This window comes from Tibeticola sediminis (assembly GCF_003843835.1).
Classification (GTDB): Bacteria; Pseudomonadota; Gammaproteobacteria; order Burkholderiales; family Burkholderiaceae_C; genus Tibeticola; species Tibeticola sediminis.
Window position 1 is genome coordinate 72818 of the sequence record NZ_RKQL01000007.1, and the last position, 17681, is coordinate 90498.

The 17681-nt window shown below is 63.0% G+C and carries 12 protein-coding genes, 3 pseudogenes and 1 CRISPR repeat array (1 of these 16 cut by a window edge); of the genes and pseudogenes, 10 read left to right on the forward strand and 5 right to left on the reverse strand.

The genetic code is table 11. The features are described from left to right. Positions 1–163 precede the first annotated feature (163 nt). Positions 164–1273 carry an IS5 family transposase gene (locus EDC62_RS12380; RefSeq protein WP_124224133.1) on the reverse strand — a complete coding sequence of 370 codons (1110 nt, stop codon included), beginning with the start codon at positions 1271–1273 and terminating at the stop codon, positions 164–166. Here EDC62_RS12380 and EDC62_RS12385 point away from each other — a divergent pair. Beyond that, positions 1221–2045, forward strand: a pseudogene (locus EDC62_RS12385) (IS3 family transposase); the annotation flags it as partial. The gene EDC62_RS12380 and the pseudogene EDC62_RS12385 sit on opposite strands and share 53 nt — an antisense overlap. A gap of 20 nt (positions 2046–2065) precedes the next feature. Here EDC62_RS12385 and EDC62_RS12390 read toward each other — a convergent pair. From EDC62_RS12390 to EDC62_RS12405, 4 genes and pseudogenes are all read right to left on the reverse strand, one after another. Then, the gene (locus tag EDC62_RS12390) at positions 2066–3187 is read right to left on the reverse strand and encodes an AAA family ATPase (protein ID WP_124224134.1); all 1122 of its coding nucleotides are present in this window, start codon (positions 3185–3187) and stop codon (positions 2066–2068) included. Between the two features lie 153 nt (positions 3188–3340). Beyond that, positions 3341–3993 (reverse strand): annotated as a pseudogene (locus EDC62_RS12395) (IS630 family transposase); the annotation flags it as partial. Continuing rightward, the gene (locus EDC62_RS12400) at positions 3987–5546 is read right to left on the reverse strand and encodes a transposase (protein ID WP_124224136.1); all 1560 of its coding nucleotides are present in this window, start codon (positions 5544–5546) and stop codon (positions 3987–3989) included. The gene EDC62_RS12400 and the pseudogene EDC62_RS12395, both read right to left, overlap by 7 nt. 248 nt (positions 5547–5794) lie before the next feature. Next, a pseudogene (locus EDC62_RS12405) lies at positions 5795–6760 on the reverse strand (DUF3375 domain-containing protein); the annotation flags it as partial. 577 nt (positions 6761–7337) lie between these two features. Here EDC62_RS12405 and EDC62_RS12415 point away from each other — a divergent pair. From EDC62_RS12415 to cas2 (EDC62_RS12455), 9 genes are all read left to right on the forward strand, one after another. Beyond that, positions 7338–7547 carry a hypothetical protein gene (locus tag EDC62_RS12415; protein ID WP_124224138.1) on the forward strand — a complete coding sequence of 70 codons (210 nt, stop codon included), beginning with the start codon at positions 7338–7340 and terminating at the stop codon, positions 7545–7547. A gap of 14 nt (positions 7548–7561) precedes the next feature. Then, on the forward strand, positions 7562–8422 hold the full coding sequence (locus EDC62_RS12420) for a hypothetical protein (RefSeq protein ID WP_124224139.1): 861 nt from the start codon (positions 7562–7564) through the stop codon (positions 8420–8422). 36 nt (positions 8423–8458) lie between these two features. After that, the gene (locus tag EDC62_RS12425) at positions 8459–9475 is read left to right on the forward strand and encodes a protein kinase domain-containing protein (RefSeq protein WP_124224140.1); all 1017 of its coding nucleotides are present in this window, start codon (positions 8459–8461) and stop codon (positions 9473–9475) included. A gap of 77 nt (positions 9476–9552) precedes the next feature. Next, positions 9553–10209, forward strand: coding sequence for a vWA domain-containing protein (locus EDC62_RS12430; protein ID WP_124224141.1), 657 nt, complete (start codon positions 9553–9555; stop codon positions 10207–10209). Between the two features lie 52 nt (positions 10210–10261). Further along, the gene (locus tag EDC62_RS12435; protein ID WP_170159074.1) at positions 10262–11269 is read left to right on the forward strand and encodes a PP2C family serine/threonine-protein phosphatase; all 1008 of its coding nucleotides are present in this window, start codon (positions 10262–10264) and stop codon (positions 11267–11269) included. A 137-nt stretch (positions 11270–11406) separates the two neighbouring features. After that, on the forward strand, positions 11407–13323 hold the full coding sequence (csx16, locus tag EDC62_RS12440) for a CRISPR-associated protein Csx16 (RefSeq protein WP_124224143.1): 1917 nt from the start codon (positions 11407–11409) through the stop codon (positions 13321–13323). A 99-nt stretch (positions 13324–13422) separates the two neighbouring features. Beyond that, on the forward strand, positions 13423–15567 hold the full coding sequence (cas1, locus tag EDC62_RS12445) for a CRISPR-associated endonuclease Cas1 (RefSeq protein WP_124224144.1): 2145 nt from the start codon (positions 13423–13425) through the stop codon (positions 15565–15567). 21 nt (positions 15568–15588) lie between these two features. Continuing rightward, positions 15589–15873: a CRISPR-associated endonuclease Cas2 gene (cas2, locus tag EDC62_RS12450; RefSeq protein ID WP_124224145.1), complete on the forward strand. Its 285-nt coding sequence runs from the start codon at positions 15589–15591 to the stop codon at positions 15871–15873. A gap of 8 nt (positions 15874–15881) precedes the next feature. Beyond that, positions 15882–16193, forward strand: coding sequence for a CRISPR-associated endonuclease Cas2 (cas2, locus tag EDC62_RS12455; protein WP_124224146.1), 312 nt, complete (start codon positions 15882–15884; stop codon positions 16191–16193). 546 nt (positions 16194–16739) lie between these two features. After that, positions 16740–17681: direct repeats of the CRISPR family, unit length 36 nt; unit sequence CTTTTCCCGTACCCGGTTCATGAACGGGATTAAGAC; it runs 1384 nt beyond the window's last position.

A 17681-nucleotide genomic window follows, 5' to 3' on the forward strand; every position in this document is an offset into this window, starting at 1 on the left:
GGGCTGGAGATCTTGGGGTGGCAAGCCACGGGGGTGCGCGTTTTCAGGGGGGAGGGGCCGTGTATCAGAGGCAGCCCCAACTTTGTGCAACTCGCCAGCGCGGCAGTGCTCGAGACGAGCGGGCGGGGTTTATTCAGCGATTCCTTAGAGGTTGTTTACAAAATCAAGCCCTCACTCGCCGCAGCAACATGCGCGCCTCGGTCAGCCAAACCCAGGCCTCTGATACGGCGCTGAGTCGGTCATGATGCATCACCAACCGTCTTGCGCGCTCGCTCCAGGCATGCGTGCGCTCGATCACCCAGCGCTTGGCCAGCACCACAAAGCCCTGAGCATTGGCCTCGATCGTGAACAGATCGGCTTGGCTGGCATCATGCCAACGCCCTGGCTTACGGTTGCCCGGATGCCGCACCACATCGACGCGAATGCCGTGGCATTGAGAGACCGTTTGCGCACAAGAGCCGGCGTAGGCGCCGTCGACGAACAGGGTTTGGATGCTCGGGTGCTTGGACAGCGCTGCAGCCACCACCGGATGCGCGCCGTCGCGGTCCTGCACGCTGGCGGCCGTGACGCTCACAGCAAGCAGCAAGCCGAGCGTGTCGACCACGAGGTGACGCTTGCGTCCCTTGACCTTCTTGCCCGCATCAAAACCACGCTCGCCCCCTTGCGGCGAGCCGCGGGTGGATTGGGCATCGAGCACAGCGGCCGTGGGCTCGACCGCGCGGGCCTCGCGCTGACGCCACAGGGCACGCAGCCGCTCATGCATGTGCTCGAATTTGCCCTGCTCACTCCAGCGACGGAAGGTGCGGTAGACGTTTTGCCAAGGCCCAAACTCTTTGGGCAGCATGCGCCAGGCACAGCCCGTGCGCACCACATAGCAGCACGCATCGACCATCAAGCGGCGTGCGTACTTCGGCGGCGTCCCTCGTTCGCCCGTGTGGTCAAACAGATCTTCGACCAAGGCCCACTCGGCATCCGTCAGACAACTGGGATAGGTCTGCTCTGGCTCCAGGCGGCGATGGGCTTCGGTGTATCCATAGCGCCGCACATCCGGATCGGTGCGAACCACGCGCACGGCGCCGCTTGCGCGAGCGCGCTCGATGCCCAACATACGCAAGGCCTTGTGGATCGTTTGCACGTGCACCTCGACCCCCGTGCGCCGCTTCAGTTCGCGCTGCAGCTCGCCCAGCGTCGCCGTCGGCATCTCGCTCACCATGGCCTGCAGGATCTGCCGATGTTCGGGAGTCAGCTTTGGCGGTCTTCCTTGGCGGGACATGGCGGCTCCGGCAGAAAAGGATGCCGCTATTATGATTTCTTTTTGTAAACACCCTCTTAGGCAAACGGCCTTGGTGCGCCGCCGATTCGGCTACCGGCGCATCCACGACATGCTGCGCCAGCAGTTTCCGGGGGTGAACCACAAGCGCATCTATCGGCTGTACCGGCAGGCCAACCTGGCGGTGAAGAAGCGCCGCAAAGTCAAACGCTCAGCGCAGGAGCGCGTGCCGCTGCAACTGGCCAGGGATATCAACGAGGTGCTGAGCATGGATTTCGTATCGGACAGCCTGTCCAGTGGACGGCGCATCAAGTGTCTGACGGTGGTGGATGACTTCAGCAAGGAGTCCGTGGACATCACGGTGGACTACGGCATCTCGGGCCAGTACGTCACGCGCGTGCTCGACCAAGTGGCCCGGTTCCGTGGCTATCCGGCAGCCGTGCGAACGGACAATGGCCCGGAATTCACCAGTCGGGCGTTCCTGGCCTGGACGCACAAGAATGGGATTCGGCACATCCTGATTGAGCCGGGCAAGCCCATGCAAAACGGCTACATCGAGAGCCTCAACGGTAAGTTCAGAGACGAATGCCTCAACGAGCAGTGGTTTGAATCGTTGTCACAGGCCCGGGAGTGCATTGCGCAATGGCGGCGGGATTACAACGAGGTCAGGCCGCACAGCAGTCTGGGGCGCATGCCTCCTGCACGATTCGCACAGCAGCACCGCCAGCGCGCTGGCGGTGCTGCTGACAGTGAGCAGAAACAAAACTTCGATTAACCTTCACCCCCGGAGTTCTCCTATCCGTTGGTACGGTCCATGGAGCAGGTCAAAAAACCCGTCTTCATGCGCACGACGGTGGCGCGGGAGACCGACACCTCGGCGCTATCGCTCATGATGTCCGCCAGCGTGTAGCTAGACTGTCCGCTGGGGTCGCGCCGACCGGTCTGGCGCGCGAGCGCCAGAGCCTCCTCTGGGGATAGTGCGCGGAAGCGCACGACGTCAAAACACCGACCCTTGCGCAACAAGGCAGGGTCGATATCGTTGACGTGCTCAAGGTTGGTTGAAAAGATCATCTTCTTTCCTGAAATGGTGACCAACCCGTCCCCCACGGAGAGGAAGCGATGCATCATGTCGTTACCGCCGCTGTCACGGGCGCGCAGGAACTCGTCGGCGTCCTCCATCACCAAGATGTCCTCGGAACCGGAGACGAAGTTTGAGAACAACTCGTCCTTACTCAACAGCTCGGCCGAGTACGTCACCATTGCGGTCCGCTGGCTGTATTGCAGCAATCCTCGGATGAAGCTGGTCTTGCCCGTTCCGGGTGCGCCGATAAGCACAAGAATACTGGCGCTCGACTGGAGGTACTCGTTCCAATACTGCCGAAGCGGCCGTCCCAGAAAAGGAAACATGGCGTCGAGTGGCGAGCGGTCTTCGCGCAGCGGCACACTCACGGAACGGCCATCTTCCGCGTAATACCACTCGACCGACGCCCCAGGTCGATCAAAATTCCGCTCCCACTCGTCTACCAGCCTTGCCGCTTGATTGCGCGCGCCGTAGACGTGCACATTGATGAGGATGCGATCGGCGGTTGACAAATCCGGCGACTGGACGTCATCTGGCCAGTAGTCCGGATATGACTTGCTCCGTTGGCTCGAGAAGCGGGCCTTGACGAGGCAGGCCATTTCCGCGTTCCAAGCCATCGCGCTCGAATCCCAGCACAGCGACTCCCACTCGGGCCGCCCTTCGAACCACGCCAGCCACTCGTCCCGACTGGTGCGCAGCTTGACCCTTTGGCACGCCACACACCGGTGCACACGCAGCATTTCGGATTGCATGCGCGCGGTCAGGGCGTCCTCGTGGTCGGTGCGGACCGTCACCGGAAGCTCCAGCGACAGTTGTTCCAGTTTGGCGCTCTTCATATTGGTCCTCCTTATGGGCGGTGGCGACTGACGGTGACTGCCGGGAAATATACGGCGGCGTCGCGGCTCAACGGCGTCGCGCAAGCTTGCGCGATGCGTTTCTGAGCAAGCTCTGGCAATGGCTGCTCTTATTGATCCGGCACGAACATCTCTTCAAACTGCGTGCTTGACGATGGAGTCTTGGTGGCAGCTGATCACGCGCCCTTGATCAGTCTGGAGGCGCTGCATGTGCTCGCTGGCTACTGCCTGCAACTTGACCTTCGTGCGCACTGGCACTTTGCGCGAGATCGCGTGCTTGAGGTCGGCGTTGAGGCGCTCGCCCGGGTTTAGCTCGGGGCTGTAGGACGGCGGTAGAACACCTTGATCTCGTCCTTGTGCTAGGCCAGCCATGCCTCTACCGGCTTGCTGTGATTCATTCCGACGTTGTCCAGGAGCCGGAACACCTTCGTGCCGTCTTGCCGCCCCTGCTTGGCCAACGCCCGCAACAGCTCGATCGGCGCCCTCATGGATGAAGGCGCCGTCGATCATCATCCAGTGCGCCTTCGCTCGGTTGTTCACCGTGGAGTTCATGGGGAGCTTCCGGCGCGTTCTGCCAACGGAACGAGTCACAGGCGTTTGCCCCTTGGGTGGGTACGAGCGGCCACGCACATCGGTGTTAACCAGTGCGGTCTCGTCGCCCGGTGCACTGCGCCTCCCTCAGCCTTGGCGCGCGCCTCAATGGCGGGGTACTGGTCGTGCAGCCAAGCCTGGGCCGCTTCGGGCTGCTGCTCGTAGGCGCGCTTGAACCTAAAAGCAGCAGTTACCCCGGTGCCGCGAGCGTCGGTGGCGGGGCTGGCAGGCCGATCTGGCCGACGATTCGTTGGCAGATGTAGGCCAGCAGCGTCCTCCAGCGGTCAAGCTTGGGCAACTGCTCCGCAGCAGCCTTGACGTGCTGGATGGCCGCATGAACATTGGCGATCATCGACTTGATCAAGCCGGCTTCGGCGTGCATCGGCGTGAGGTACAGGGTGGTCTGGTTGCCGCTGCTGGCAGCGCGGCCGACGGCCGCGAGCAGCAGTGGCCGACTCGTCAGCGCCTCGCGCCGGGCCTGGGGGTTGGCCGCACGTACGTACCAGCTCCACCAGTTGTAGACCAGTGCCACGGCGCGCGCGGTGACCTGGCTGCGATGCATGTCCTGCGTCGTGAAGCCGCCCCAGCCCCATTGGTTCTTCAACTCGTCGAAGCCGTTCTCGCAGTCGCAGCGGCCGCGGTAGAGCTGGCCGATCGCCGCGAGCTCGTAGGTCGCATTGGTCGCCAGCACGGTGTATTCCCAGACCTGCGCGTTGTCTTGCACCTCGTCGTGCGGCAGCGCCAGCACGAGTTGTTCGTTGTTGTCCTTCTGACCGCGTTTCTTGGCCGTCAGCGCGATGTCGTGCTTGATGCGTCGGCGCAGCACCACCACACGCCTCGCTTTGCTCCAGCCGCTCAGGCGCAATTCGTCTTCGATGACCTGCCAGCCCTGACTGGCCTCGGTGGCGCGCGTCCAGTCCTCGCGCCTGAACAGCCGCTCGATCAGCCGCTTGACGTTGGCTGATCCGCGCAGGCGCAGCAGGTAGCGCAGGCCGCGCTGTTCGCACACGTCGATGATGTCTTCATTGCCGTAGCCGCAGTCCCCGCGCACCAGCGCCGGTGCTGCTGAGCCGAGTTCGTCGAGCAAGCGGCCCATGGCCGCCTTGGCGTGACCTGCAGCGTGCTGCTTGCCCGAACTCAGCACGGCGTCGAGCACCAGGCGCAGGTTGCCGACCCAGAAGGTGTGCAGCACGTGGCTGGGGCGTCCGGGCTTGTGCGGGTTGTAGCCGACCTCGGCACCTTCCTGGCGGCCGTACAGCGGCTTGATGGTGGCGTCCAGGTCCAGCACCCACGGCCGATCCAAGGCCTCGCGCACGCTGCTCATCAGCGCGCTGCGCATCCACGGCTCGCTGGCCTCGGGCACCATCGCCGCCAGCGTCCGGCGCACCGAGTCTTCGCTGACCATGCCGCGCAGCCCCAGCGCCTTGGCCGCCACCGCGTCGCCGCGAACGCCGGCAATGTGCGCGTAGCGCTTGCTGCCGGCCAGAATGCCCAGCATCAGCGTGCCCAGCACGTCGCGCGGGCGCGATGCGTTGGGGCTGCTGTAGTGCAGCGGGCAATCCGCCACCCACCGGTCGAACACACCGGCGGTGGCCAGAAACTCGGCGAAGAACACGATCTGCCCATGCGGCGTGGCTTGGGCCGCTTCGTCCCAGCTCACGTGCACGCGGCCACCCATCGTGTCGACCACCATGGCGTCCTCACTGGCCTGCGCCAGGAAGGTCCTCTTTGGTTCGTTGGCTTCACCCATCGGGTGAGTGTGCCAAACCAACCCAACCCAGCGCCAGCATTGAAAAAAATGGCGATAACACGGGGTCAACTGCGGTTTTTAGGGCAACGCTGAACAAGTCCCTCGCGCGTCGCGCATCCCGGCTGCGGGCGGTCTGCGTCGAAAGCAAATCCTCGCCATAGCTGCGGCTATGGCTGCGGTTTGCGCCTCGCATCCCATCCCGCGGCCGGGCGCGCGCCATCACGGGAACTTATTCAGCCTTGCCTTAGACGGTTTTCCAGAAAGGCCCGGTCGTCCAGAAAGCGGCGCAGCTGCTGCGACAGCTGGGCCACCGTGCGCTGCGTGTGTTCGCCGGCTTCCAGCCAGTCATGGTGCACGCGGCGGAGGCGTGGCTCTGGCTTCAGGGCCACCACGGCGGGTAGCGCCAGCACTTGGTCCAGCCGTTCGGAGAGCTCCTCCTGCCGTCGGCTCGACATCAGAAAGTCCCAGAAAGCGCGGAAGCTGCGCCCCTGGTCGGAGTCGCCGATGGCATCGCGCTCGCCCATGATCTCGTCGAGCAGCGCCCCCTTGCTGCCCTCCCACAACGCAATCTTCTCGCGCACCTTGCGGTCAAGTTGACGAAAGTTGTGCTCCACCTCGCGGAAGTCGGCCAGCAGCTCGCGCGCCAGTTGCTGGAACTGCTGGAAGCGGTCCTTCACCGCCGTGTCGTCCAGCAGCGGCACGTCACCGGCCAGCACGCGGGCGATCTCGGCGTCCAGCGCGTCGCGCTTCTGGCGTAGATCCGCAACCCGCTTGATCGGGTCGGCCTCGGTGCCAGCGCTGATCTGTTCCAGCAGCGCGAACAGCGTGAGCAGGCGCGACTCGGTGCCGACGAAGGGCCGCTCGGTGAGCTGTGCCAGCCAGGCGATGGCCTTTTCGGTGGCCGGCGTCAGGTCGAACTGCGCCTCGTCCGTACCCGGCTTGTAGAACTTGCGCAGCCAGCCCTTGTCGGGCGCGGCCCAGTCGTTCAGGTAGTCTTGCGCCTTCTTGGGGTAGGCCTCTGGCCCCAACTGCTCACGCAGAGCGTACAGCTCATCCTCCAGCGCCTCGGCGAGATCGGCCTCGCTCATCGTGCGCACATTCGGCGCGACAAACACCCGGTGCAGAAAGCTCGCCACCAGCGGCGCGTGCATGGATGCCAGCAGGCGCCAGGCGGGGTGGCGGTCGCGCAGGGTGGCGAGGGTGGCGTGGTCCATGGCCCAGGGCTACGCGGCGGTTTCTGATGGGTTGGCGGCGGCCAGGTACGCCAGCGCTACGGCTTCCGAATCCTCGATGGCAATTTCCACCGCACGCTTGGCGGCGTCGAGGAGGCGGGTGGCGCGCTGGCGTTGCGTCGCTATCTGACGGACAAGCACTGTTCTCGATAACGCAAGGGATTGGTGTTCGTGGACTGGGCTCGCGTAACAAAGGCTGCCTGACCTGCTCCCTTTAGCCGTACCAGCCTGTTCACTCGGATCGATAAGCGCAGGGCCTGTCAAGCCTCCCGTCGTCGAAGCTGTAGGCACAAACAAGACGCCCGAAACCAGAAACGTCAGCCCCCGCATGTGCGGCGCCTGATGGCCACTGGATTGCTCATAAACGGCGGTGGCGTGATGCGCAGCCACGATCCCCTGCAAGCTTGCGACGCGGGGAATCCCATGCCGATTGCTGAACAATTGCCATCGCTTCGAACACAGCGCATGCCCGAAGCAACGAGGGGACCCTCGTTTCTTGACTACATCTGGGTCATCCCGCTCTAACGACTCCATCCACTTGAGGGTATCCGAGGCAATCATGAAGGTCTATTTCGTTTCGCGCTATGAAGGCGTCATCCTCACCCGTTTGCAGCGCGGCGATGTGGCTGTTGCTTTCCGCACGAAACGACGCGGGGCCACCGTCCTGCCGAGATCCCTCCATCTCCGCCAAGTCGCCTCTACCGATCTTACTTCTGCGCCCATCGCTCGTTCCGTTCCAGAAAGCAGCACGTGCGGTATGACCAACTAAGCAGGGAGTGAATCATGGCTCAAAGAAAAAGCAATACGAACGGCGTCATCATCGGTAAGGGCAATGTCGGCCACGGCGCGGTGGTTTCTAAGACAGCCTACGAGGGAACGGTCATCGCTCGCGCAGTTGAGCGCGCCGGTCGTAACCCACACCTCAAGGGTCACGTCCATGAGGTTCTGGTGATGGATGCGCGCAATGCCCGCAATCTGCTTACCCTGAATGGTGCGAGCACTGAACTTACCAAAAGTACCACGGCTGGAAGCGTCGATCTGGTCACCATCAAAGGTGGCAAGGTGATCGAGCGCATCCAGGTCAAGGACGTCACCAGCCAAGCGGGCATCGAAAAGCTTGTCAAGCAATGCGCCAATGGCAAGTATCGAAGCGCGCAATTGGTGGGCTCCGAGGAATGTGCGCATGCTTTCAACAAGGCAGCCAAAAAGGCGGGTATTTCCAAGCGGATGGTCAGTACCGGTGTGTCGTCGAAAAGCACCGAGTCGCTGGCACAGCGCGCGGGAGCCACTGGTAGCGGCAGTCTCGGAAGCGCTATCGGACAGGCTGCCAAGGCAGGCGGCGCTGCTGGAGCAATCATCGGCGGTGGCGTTGCCGCCGTGAAAGGCTGTATCGACCTCATCGACGGCCGTGCAGACGCCGTGGAAGTGGCCGATACGGTAGTAAAGGCCGGCGCCAAGGGTGGCGTCAGTGGCGCAGCTGCTGGAGCTGCTGCAACAGCCGCGGGTGCAGGCGCTGCGGCCGCAGTCTCAGCGCTTGGCATGACCGGGATGGCTGCGACCGTCACCACGATTGGCGCACCACTTGCAGTTGCTGCCGGCATCGGCTACGTCGTCTCGGAAATCTTCGACTTGATTTTCGACTGAACCCTCATCACCCGTTACCACACAGAAGAGGCCTACATGAGCATCACCCTTCGCGACCCCGCAGGAAAATCTGTTCAGTTGTCCGACACCCCATTCGCTCAAGGCGGCGAAGCCGCTGTCTATGACGTGCCCCAGTTTCCAAACGTCGTGGTCAAGCACTACCACAAACAGGTGTTGGAAAACCGGGCCAACACTCTGCGCGCCAAAATCGAAGCCATGGCTAGCGATCCGGTGCTGAACCGCTTTAAGCAGCACCCCGCATTGGCTTGGCCGCGGTTCTCTGTCGTTGATGAACGTGGTCAATGGCGTGGCTATGCCATGCGCAAGGCGACTGGCGTACGCATGAACGTTCTTGCCCATGCGATAGCGTACAAGAAGCATTTCCCCGGCCTCGATCGCCCGTCCTTGGTCAGCTACCTGCTGAACCTGCTGACCACGATCCAGGTACTGCACGTGGCGAAGGTAATGATCGGCGACTACAACCCGGCCAACTTCCTGTGCGATCCCGGCAGCAACAAGGTCACGTTGATTGACTGCGACAGCTGGCAAGTCACCGCCAATGACAAATCTTTCCGCTGCCCCGTTGCCGCGGCGGACATGCTGGCGCCGGAGCTGCTCGGCAATGAGCTTGGCAAGATCGGTCGGACGCTGGCAAGCGAGCACTTTTCACTGGCCATCCTGCTCTTCAAGGTATTGATGCTCGGTCGTCATCCCTATGACGCGTGCGGCGGCGCAAGCCCTGTGGAAAACATCCGCAAGGGGTACTTCCCCTATGGCCTGGGCGGCGGCGGCATCCCTAAAGGACCGTGGTTCAATATCTGGAGCCACCTGCCCTACAAGCTCAAGGAACAATTCGTGCGCACTTTCAAGGATGGGGTCAGCAATCCGGCCAACCGGACGACGGCTGCCGAGTGGATCGAACTGCTCACTCTCTACCGGCACGAAATGGACAAAGGCTGGCACAGCACCGAGATCAGTCCCGCCATGCCCAAACCCAAAGACTACCGCGGCACGCAATCCATCTCGCAACCTCTCGTCCCCGAGAAACAGTAGTGACGGCCATGTCGCTGCTTTCCCCAATTTTTTCCCCTTCTCTCTCTTCCCACGTTTCCCCGTCACAGGAGATCACCATGACCGATTCGCACAACGACCTCATCGACAACCCCTCCCCGCGCTGCCCTGTTGCCCTGGTGCTGGATACCTCCGGCTCGATGGACGGCGAGCCGATCCGGGAGCTCAACGCCGGCATCCAACTCTTCATCGACGAGGTCAAGAGCGACGATCTCGCGCGTTGGTCGGTGGACCTGGCGGTCTATACCGCCGGCGGTTCGGCAGATTGCATTCAGTCGTTCATCGGCGTCGAGCAGATTGCTGGGTTTGCTACGCTCCATGCAAGCGGAAGCACCCCGCTCGGGCAGGCCGTTCGCATGGCCCTTGACGACCTGGCAGCGCGCAAGAAATCCTACCGCGACGCCGGTGTGCCTTACTACCAGCCGTGGCTTGTATTGATCAGCGATGGGGCTCCTACCGATGCCTGGCAGGATGCCGCTCGTCGCGCCAGGGACTTGTCCGAGCAGCGCAAGCTGGTCAGCCTGCCCATCGGTGTGCAAGGCGCGGACTTGGGAGTGCTGTCGCAATTTTCCAGCAAACCGGCTGTGGCACTGGACGGATTGAAATTCCGGGAACTGTTCCAGTGGTTGTCGGCATCAATGGCGCGGGTTTCGGCCAGCACTTCGTCCGATGCATCGGTACAACTTCCAAGCATGGATGGTTGGGGGAGCATCTGACATGGCGCGTAAACACAAACCACCATCCCGCCAAAGCGCCGGTGCATCTGTCATGACGCTCAAAGACAAACCATCACCCCACCAAAGTGATGATGCCGCTGTCGCGACGCACAAAGACAAACCGTCATCCAACCCCAGCGCCGATGGAGCCGTCACGGCCGAATCTGTTTTGGAGCCCCCATGTGTTGCCTTGATGCCAAACAGCGAGGTTGACGCATCGGTATCCGCGAGCGAACTGACAGCAGCGGTGCAATCTCTCCCGCCATTGCCAGTCCCCATGACGAGCTGGAAGCTCAGTGGCGATACCGTCATTGGCTTGGCGCACCGACGCAAAGGTTTGCCCTGCCAGGACGCGGTGGCCTTTCGACAATCGCAGCGCCCGATCCTGGCTTTGAGCGATGGCGCTGGTTCTGCCGCCATCAGTGAGCGGGGCGCCCAAGCGTTGGTGATCGGGATCACTCGTTTTCTGCAAACCATGGAAGACGATTTCTCACCTTGGCTGGATGGCGAAAACGATGCATCGCAAGCACAGGCAACGCGCTGGGCGGACAGGATGTTGCTGCATGCAAAAGGCTTGCTTGCTGATCTGGCGCACGGCGAGCGGCGCGACATACGCGATCTCCGCGCCACCCTCCAGGTCGCGATCATCGGCGAGCGCCGCATCTTTTGGTGGAAAGTCGGCGATGGGGCCATCGTGGCTAAATGCTCCGCCGGTTTGTGGTCGTTGGGCAATCCAACCAGCGCCAAAGGCGAGTTTGCCAATCAGACGTGTTTCGTTGATACGGCAAGCGCCAGCGATGTGCAATCTGGCGTGTTGCCAACCAGTGAAATTTTCGGTATTGCCCTGATGAGCGACGGCGGCGCCGAAAGGTTGGTTTCCTACGATGGAAGCAAGGTGGCGAACCGCCTTGGGGAATGGATGAATCACGTTGCGGAACAAAGATTCGCCACGGATCGAATCGCCCTTGCCTTTCATGAGCCAGCAATGTGGGAGCGTACGAGCTTGGATGATCGATCGATAGTGCTCGCCGCCAGGCTGCAGAATGTTCCTTCAACATGATGACGACGAACTTCAGGCGGGTACGGCTGGCATGGGTGGAGGTCGGCACAAGGCCAATTGGCCTCTCCCTCATCTAAACTGCGTCAGGGCGATCCCGCTCTACAGACTGAAACAACTTGAGGTTATCTGAGGCAATCATGCTGGTCTATTTCGTTTCGCGCCATGAAGGCGCCATTCGTTGGGCGCGCATCATGCAAAAGTTGGGCGGCTTGCCCTACCCGGTGGATCAATATGTCGAACACCTCGAACTCAGCCAAGTCAAGAAGGGCGATGTCGTGATCGGCACCCTGCCACTCAAGGCTTGCGCCGAGCTCACCGAAAAGGGGGCGCGATACGTCTCGCTCGATCTGTCGGTTCCGCCGCAGTGGCGCGGCCAGGAACTGAGCGCCACGCAAATGGCCAAATGCGATGCCAAGCTGACCCAGTACCGGGTGACCGTCAAAGAGACCTATGACCTCAGGCCGTCGCCGACGGCGAAAGCAGCGCCGACGCCGTCTGAGCCGGTCACCCTCATGCTGGTGAGCCATGAGCTCATGCCCCAGTACCTGGGCTATGTGCATGCGCACACCCCCTTGGTGGTACTGGCTGTCACCGACAGCATGAAGGAGCGCGGCAAAGCGCTCGAGCGGCTGCTGAACGCCGCGCCCATGCCTCCGCAGCGCATCGTCACGATCCCGCTGGAGGACGCCCAAGGGTATCCGGAGCTTCTGGAACAGGCGGACCAAGTGATGGACGCCTTCGTCAGCAAGAACCCCGAGTGCGCCCACATCAACCTCACCGGCGGCACCAAGCTGATGTCGATGGCGTTCGGCGAGGCAGGTCGATCCGCCCAACGTGAAGGCCACCCTGTGCGGCTGCACTACGTCGATACCGCCCACGGGCGTATCGAACGGATCGAACGCACCAACGCCAAAGCGGAACCGATGCGCCCGGTTCTGGGCGTGCACGCCGCCGTCTTGGCCTCGGGCAAGGAACTGGCGGGCTGCGCGAGCACCTCCGAACGGTTTCAAACCTTCATGCAGCGCCGAGACTTGCATGCGAAGTTGCTGTCGCTGCCGAATTACGTGCTCGGCGCGCTCAACGAGCTCGGTGCCGATATGACGAACTTGCACCGGAAGAAGTCGAACAGCCATTCCGGCATCAAATGGGTGCTGCCCGCCCAAAGCGACGCGCAGGCGCTGCGGTTCTCCATCCCGGTTCAACCCAAGAGTCCGTCACACCGAAAGCTGGCTCAAGCACTGCAGGGCAAGCTGGGCGCAGCCCTGTTCTCCAGTGGCGTGTTGCGCGAACACCCCAGCAGCGACGAACAGAAGCTCACGCTCATGCTCAGCTCGCCCGACGAAATCGACTATTTGATGGGCGGCTGGCTCGAGGCCCACCTGGCCTCCCTCATCGAAGCGGCCAAACCCGACGATTGGGCGTGCGGCGTTGAAATTGGAATAGGTGCTGGCAAATCCAACGAAATCGATGCACTGGTGACCTGTGGCAACCGCACGCTGCTGATCGAAGTGAAAACCGCGAACCTTGGTCGCTTCACCGAAGATAGCTCGGGGGAGAAGTCCACCAAAGCCCAAGACGCCCTCTACAAACTCGACTCCATCGGCCACGAGCTGGCCCGCAATTTCAATGAAAACTGGCTGGTCTCGGCCCGCCCCCTCTCGGATGCCGATGTCGAGCGGGCGAAAGACAAGCGCATCGTGCTTTTTGCACCCACAACAACAAGAACCGCAGATGGACAAGTGAAAACAGAGCCCACAACGGTCGCAGTCCGAAAGTTTGAGCGCGCACTCACCGATTGGGTCAAGGCCAGTCGCGCGCGGGTCGGCGGACGCAAAGCCGAGCCGTTTGAGCCGCTGCCCGTGTCTGAGACCTGGGAACGCAGGGCCAAGCGAGCCGCCGGCGAAGCAACCCCACCCCCCGCCCAAACCGAGGCCTTGCAAGCCCTGGCGAACCGGTATTCGCGCGCACCACACGCTCGCCAGCAGCCCGCTGCAACCCAGCAAAACCAGGCCAAACCATCCTCGAACCAGGGCCGGCCCCAAGGGCAACGCTGAACCAGTCCCTCGCGCGCCGCGCATCCCGGTTGCGGGCTGATCGTTCTCCGCAAACTTGCATCGTTCTCGCCCACGCCGGGGCCAGCCTACAGTGCGTGCATGGGCACCGCCAATGAACTCCCCCTGCTCGAACAGGCGCTTTCCGACGATCGCCTCCTCGCGGGTTGGGAGCGCGTGCGGGCCAACGCGGGCGGACCCGGCGTCGATGGCGTCACCGTCGAACAGTTTGGGGGCAAGGTGCTGCGGGCGCTTGCGGGCCTGCGCCAGCGCGTGACCGCCAGCCACTACCAAGCCCTGCCGCTGCGCCGCATCGAGATCACCCGGCCCGGAAAAGCGCCGCGCGTCCTGGCCGTGCCCTGCGTGGCCGACCGCGTGGTGCAGAGCGCCGTCGCCCTGACCATCAGCCCGCGGCTCGACCCAGGGTTTGAAGATTTCAGCTTCGGCTACCGGCCGGGCCGCAGCGTGCCGCGGGCCGTCCAACATCTGGCCGAAGCCCGCGACAGCGGCCTGGTCTGGGTGGCCGAAGCCGACATCCAAAGCTGCTTCGACCGCATTCCCTGGGCCGCGCTGCTGCAACGCCTGGGCGAAGTGCTGCCCGACGCTGGCCTGCTCGCGCTCATCCAGCACTGGCTCAGCCTGCCGCTGCAATGGCCCGATGGGCACCAACAAGTCCGCTGCATGGGCGTGCCGCAAGGCTCGCCGCTCTCGCCACTGCTCTCCAACGTCTTCCTCGACGGCATGGACAAAGAGCTCGCCGCAGGCCCGTGGCGCGTCATCCGCTACGCCGACGACTTTGTCATCGCCGCTGCCAGCCGCGAGGAAGCGCGCCGTGGCCTCGCCCAAGCCGCCCGATGGCTGCGGCGCTTGGGTCTGCGGCTCAACCTGGACAAAACCCGCGTCATCCATTTCGACCAGGGCTTCAGCTTCCTGGGCGTGCGCTTTCGGGGTCGGCAAATGAGCGCCGTACAACCCGGTGCCGAACCCTGGGTGCTGCCCCGAGCAACCCAGCCCCGGCCCCACAGCCCCAGCAGCAAGCCCGCCCAGCACAGCCGCAGCCCCGCGCCGACAGCCAGGGCTTCGGCACCCGCCACCCCACCCTCGGCCCAGCCCGAGCCACTCGGCCCCGCCGCGCCCTCGCCGAACGCGGCTGCATCGGCACAGCCCAGCCAGCCCCGAGCCGCCGACGCAACCCTGCAAGACCTGCAGCGCCTGAGCGTTGCGCCGCCCAACGAGCCGAGCCCGCCTCGGCTGCGCACGCTCTACCTGACCGAGCCCGGCGCCTACCTGCACATCGACGGCGAACGACTGCTCGTGGGCAAAGCAGGCGAGGAACTCGCCAACATTCCCGCCGAGAAAGTGGACCAAGTAGTCGCTGACGCCGAGGGTGCCGTCAGCTTCGGGGCCTTGCGTCTCCTGCTGCGGCACGACGCCACACTATTGCTCACCCCCGGCGCCAGCGACGACCCCGCCGGCCTGCTCACCCCCATCAACGGCCGCCAGGTGCAACTGCGTGCGGCCCAGTTCGCCCGCCTCAGCGACGGCCCCTTCCGGCTCGCGCTGGCCAAGCGCATCGTGCAAGCCAAAATCAGCAACGCCCGCACCGTGCTGCGGCGCTACCGGCGCTTCCGGCCTGAAGGCGACCGCGGCGAAGACCAAGCCCTGCAACGCCTGCACGCCCAGTGCGCCCAGGCCCCCACCCTGGAGGCCGTGCGCGGCTACGAGGGGCGCGCCGCACGTCTGCATTTCGAAGCACTCGCCACCCTGATCGATCCACGCTGGGGCTTTGACTCGCGCAACCGCCAGCCGCCCCAAGACCCCGTCAACGCGCTGCTGTCCTACGGCTACACCGTGCTGTTCCACAACGTGCACACCTTCATCCTGCGCCGAGGGCTCGACCCATTCGTGGGCGCCTTGCACGCGCCGCGCGACGGCCACGCCGCCCTCGCGTCCGACCTGATGGAGCCCTACCGCAGCCTTATCGTCGATGCCACCGTGGTGCGCTTCCTCACGCAAGACGACCTCAGCCCCGAAAGCTTCGACCCCGACCACCCCGGGCGCATGCCGCTCGAAGTCAAGCGCCGATTCATACAAGCCTTGGAACGCAAACTGGCCAGCCCGGTCGGCCGCGACGGCAGCCAAGAGGAACCCGCCGATTGGCGCCGCCTCATCGAACGCGACGTCAACGCCTGGGCGGCTGCTGTCACCGGCTCGCCCGACCGCTACCAACCCTGGCTGGCACGTTGAACCTCCTAACTCCGGTGCGCCATGAGCAGCCTCGTCGTCTTGGCCTACGACATCGCCGATGATCGTCGGCGCCGCCGCGCCGCCCGCCTTTGCGAGCAACGCATGATGCGCGTGCAGGAAAGCGTCTTTGAAGCCTGGCTCACCCCCGCCGAGCTCCAGCGCCTGTTGGACAACCTGCATGCCGAGATCGACCCCCACGCCGATCAAATCCGGGCCTACACGCTCAACCTGCGTGACTTCGGTCGCCGCCAGGTGCTCGGTGCAATGCCCGCCGCGGCCCCCGTTGAGGACTATTACCTCTGCTGAAGCCCGCCATGCCTGCCGATACCCTCAGCACCGCCACCGAGCGCTTGCACTTGATCGCGTTCGACGTTGCCGACGACCGCAGACGCTACCGCCTCACCCGCTTGCTGCAACGCTACGGCGAGCGCGTGCAAGAGAGCGTCTTCGAAGCCTGGATGAGCGCCGCGCAGCGCGGCGCACTGCTCAGCGCAGCACGGGGCATCCTCCACAGCACCCAGGACCGCCTGGTCTGCTACGCCCTCACTGGCGACGAAGCCCGACGCATCCGCACCATGGGCTGCGGTCGGCCCGTCACGCCCAACCCCGACTTTCATTTGGTTTGACCCGCAAGCTTGCAAATGCCCTTCTTTGACCGGCCTGCGGCTACGCTCTATGCAGAGCCCAGCCCCAGCGCAGCACCGCGCCCAGGCGAGCCCCCCCCAAGAGCGCGGCACCGCCTGGCCCATGCAGACAAAAGCCTGTCGGCGCCTGCGCTGCCGCGGCTGCAGCAGGCCACAGCGCCTGTTGCCCCAGTGCCCGACGGAGGGAGGCCAACCGCCGGGGCCGAGCACGGCCGGACAGCATGTGATCCCCCGCGTCCAACGGGGCGCTGTGCAGAGGATGCGGCCCAAAGCGCGCCGCGACACCTGCCCATCAGGTGCGCGACACCCGGCGGCTGCGCAGTCCGGGCGCCGCGCGACGCCAGCCGGACCGCTCGCTCCTGGGCGACCCGTTTGTGGACAAAAAAACCACAAGTCGCGCAGATCGTTGATTTATATGGAAAAACTGGATGAATCAGCCCACCATCGCGCCACCGACCGCGCCACGACCCGTCGCCCGCCGCGAAGTGTCCAAAAAACCCTTGACAGACAGGCACTTGCGAAGGCAGACTTTTCCCGTACCCGGTTCATGAACGGGATTAAGACTGTCGGCCTCCACCAGTGCCCGAAGTTTCGGGCCGCTTTTCCCGTACCCGGTTCATGAACGGGATTAAGACTAGGGGTCTGGAGCCCGTCCAGGAAGGTTTTGGTTGTCTTTTCCCGTACCCGGTTCATGAACGGGATTAAGACATCATATCTCATCTGAAGTCATAACCTCTTACTTTTCCCGTACCCGGTTCATGAACGGGATTAAGACGGCACAGCGAGAACTTTCATTAGAGACTCCTAAGCTTTTCCCGTACCCGGTTCATGAACGGGATTAAGACGAGAACTTTGTTGCTCATAACTAACTCCTAAGCTTTTCCCGTACCCGGTTCATGAACGGGATTAAGACACGGGCCCCCCTCCGGGCGGATCCAGGCATTCACCTTTTCCCGTACCCGGTTCATGAACGGGATTAAGACGATATAAGCCTCACGGTCGTTTTGGGCGGGCACCTTTTCCCGTACCCGGTTCATGAACGGGATTAAGACTCGGTGGCGGGCATGTTCAGTACTTTCATGTTACTTTTCCCGTACCCGGTTCATGAACGGGATTAAGACAGGGACTGCGATAACCTTGATGTTGCTCATAACTACTTTTCCCGTACCCGGTTCATGAACGGGATTAAGACGATACATCAAGGTAGTTCAGATCAGCATCTTTACTTTTCCCGCACCCGGTTCATGAACGGGATTAAGACGTTCGTCGTAGTTCATAGCTATCTCCTGCCAACTTTTCCCGTACCCGGTTCATGAACGGGATTAAGACTTATCTTGCAGATGTAGCAGTACCTAGCTATACTCTTTTCCCGTACCCGGTTCATGAACGGGATTAAGACCCATAAATGGCCCCGGAGGTCTTATCTTTAATGGCTTTTCCCGTACCCGGTTCATGAACGGGATTAAGACT

Bases quoted from the DNA above. Each gene is read 5' to 3' on its own strand.
- EDC62_RS12380 (WP_124224133.1), bottom strand. From the start codon at position 1,273: ATGTCCCGCCAAGGAAGACCGCCAAAGCTGACTCCCGAACATCGGCAG.
- EDC62_RS12390 (WP_124224134.1), bottom strand. From the start codon at position 3,187: ATGAAGAGCGCCAAACTGGAACAACTGTCGCTGGAGCTTCCGGTGACG.
- EDC62_RS12400 (WP_124224136.1), bottom strand. From the start codon at position 5,546: ATGGGTGAAGCCAACGAACCAAAGAGGACCTTCCTGGCGCAGGCCAGT.
- EDC62_RS12415 (WP_124224138.1), top strand. From the start codon at position 7,338: ATGAAGGTCTATTTCGTTTCGCGCTATGAAGGCGTCATCCTCACCCGT.
- EDC62_RS12420 (WP_124224139.1), top strand. From the start codon at position 7,562: ATGGCTCAAAGAAAAAGCAATACGAACGGCGTCATCATCGGTAAGGGC.
- EDC62_RS12425 (WP_124224140.1), top strand. From the start codon at position 8,459: ATGAGCATCACCCTTCGCGACCCCGCAGGAAAATCTGTTCAGTTGTCC.
- EDC62_RS12430 (WP_124224141.1), top strand. From the start codon at position 9,553: ATGACCGATTCGCACAACGACCTCATCGACAACCCCTCCCCGCGCTGC.
- EDC62_RS12435 (WP_170159074.1), top strand. From the start codon at position 10,262: ATGACGCTCAAAGACAAACCATCACCCCACCAAAGTGATGATGCCGCT.
- csx16 (WP_124224143.1), top strand. From the start codon at position 11,407: ATGCTGGTCTATTTCGTTTCGCGCCATGAAGGCGCCATTCGTTGGGCG.
- cas1 (WP_124224144.1), top strand. From the start codon at position 13,423: ATGGGCACCGCCAATGAACTCCCCCTGCTCGAACAGGCGCTTTCCGAC.
- cas2 (WP_124224145.1), top strand. From the start codon at position 15,589: ATGAGCAGCCTCGTCGTCTTGGCCTACGACATCGCCGATGATCGTCGG.
- cas2 (WP_124224146.1), top strand. From the start codon at position 15,882: ATGCCTGCCGATACCCTCAGCACCGCCACCGAGCGCTTGCACTTGATC.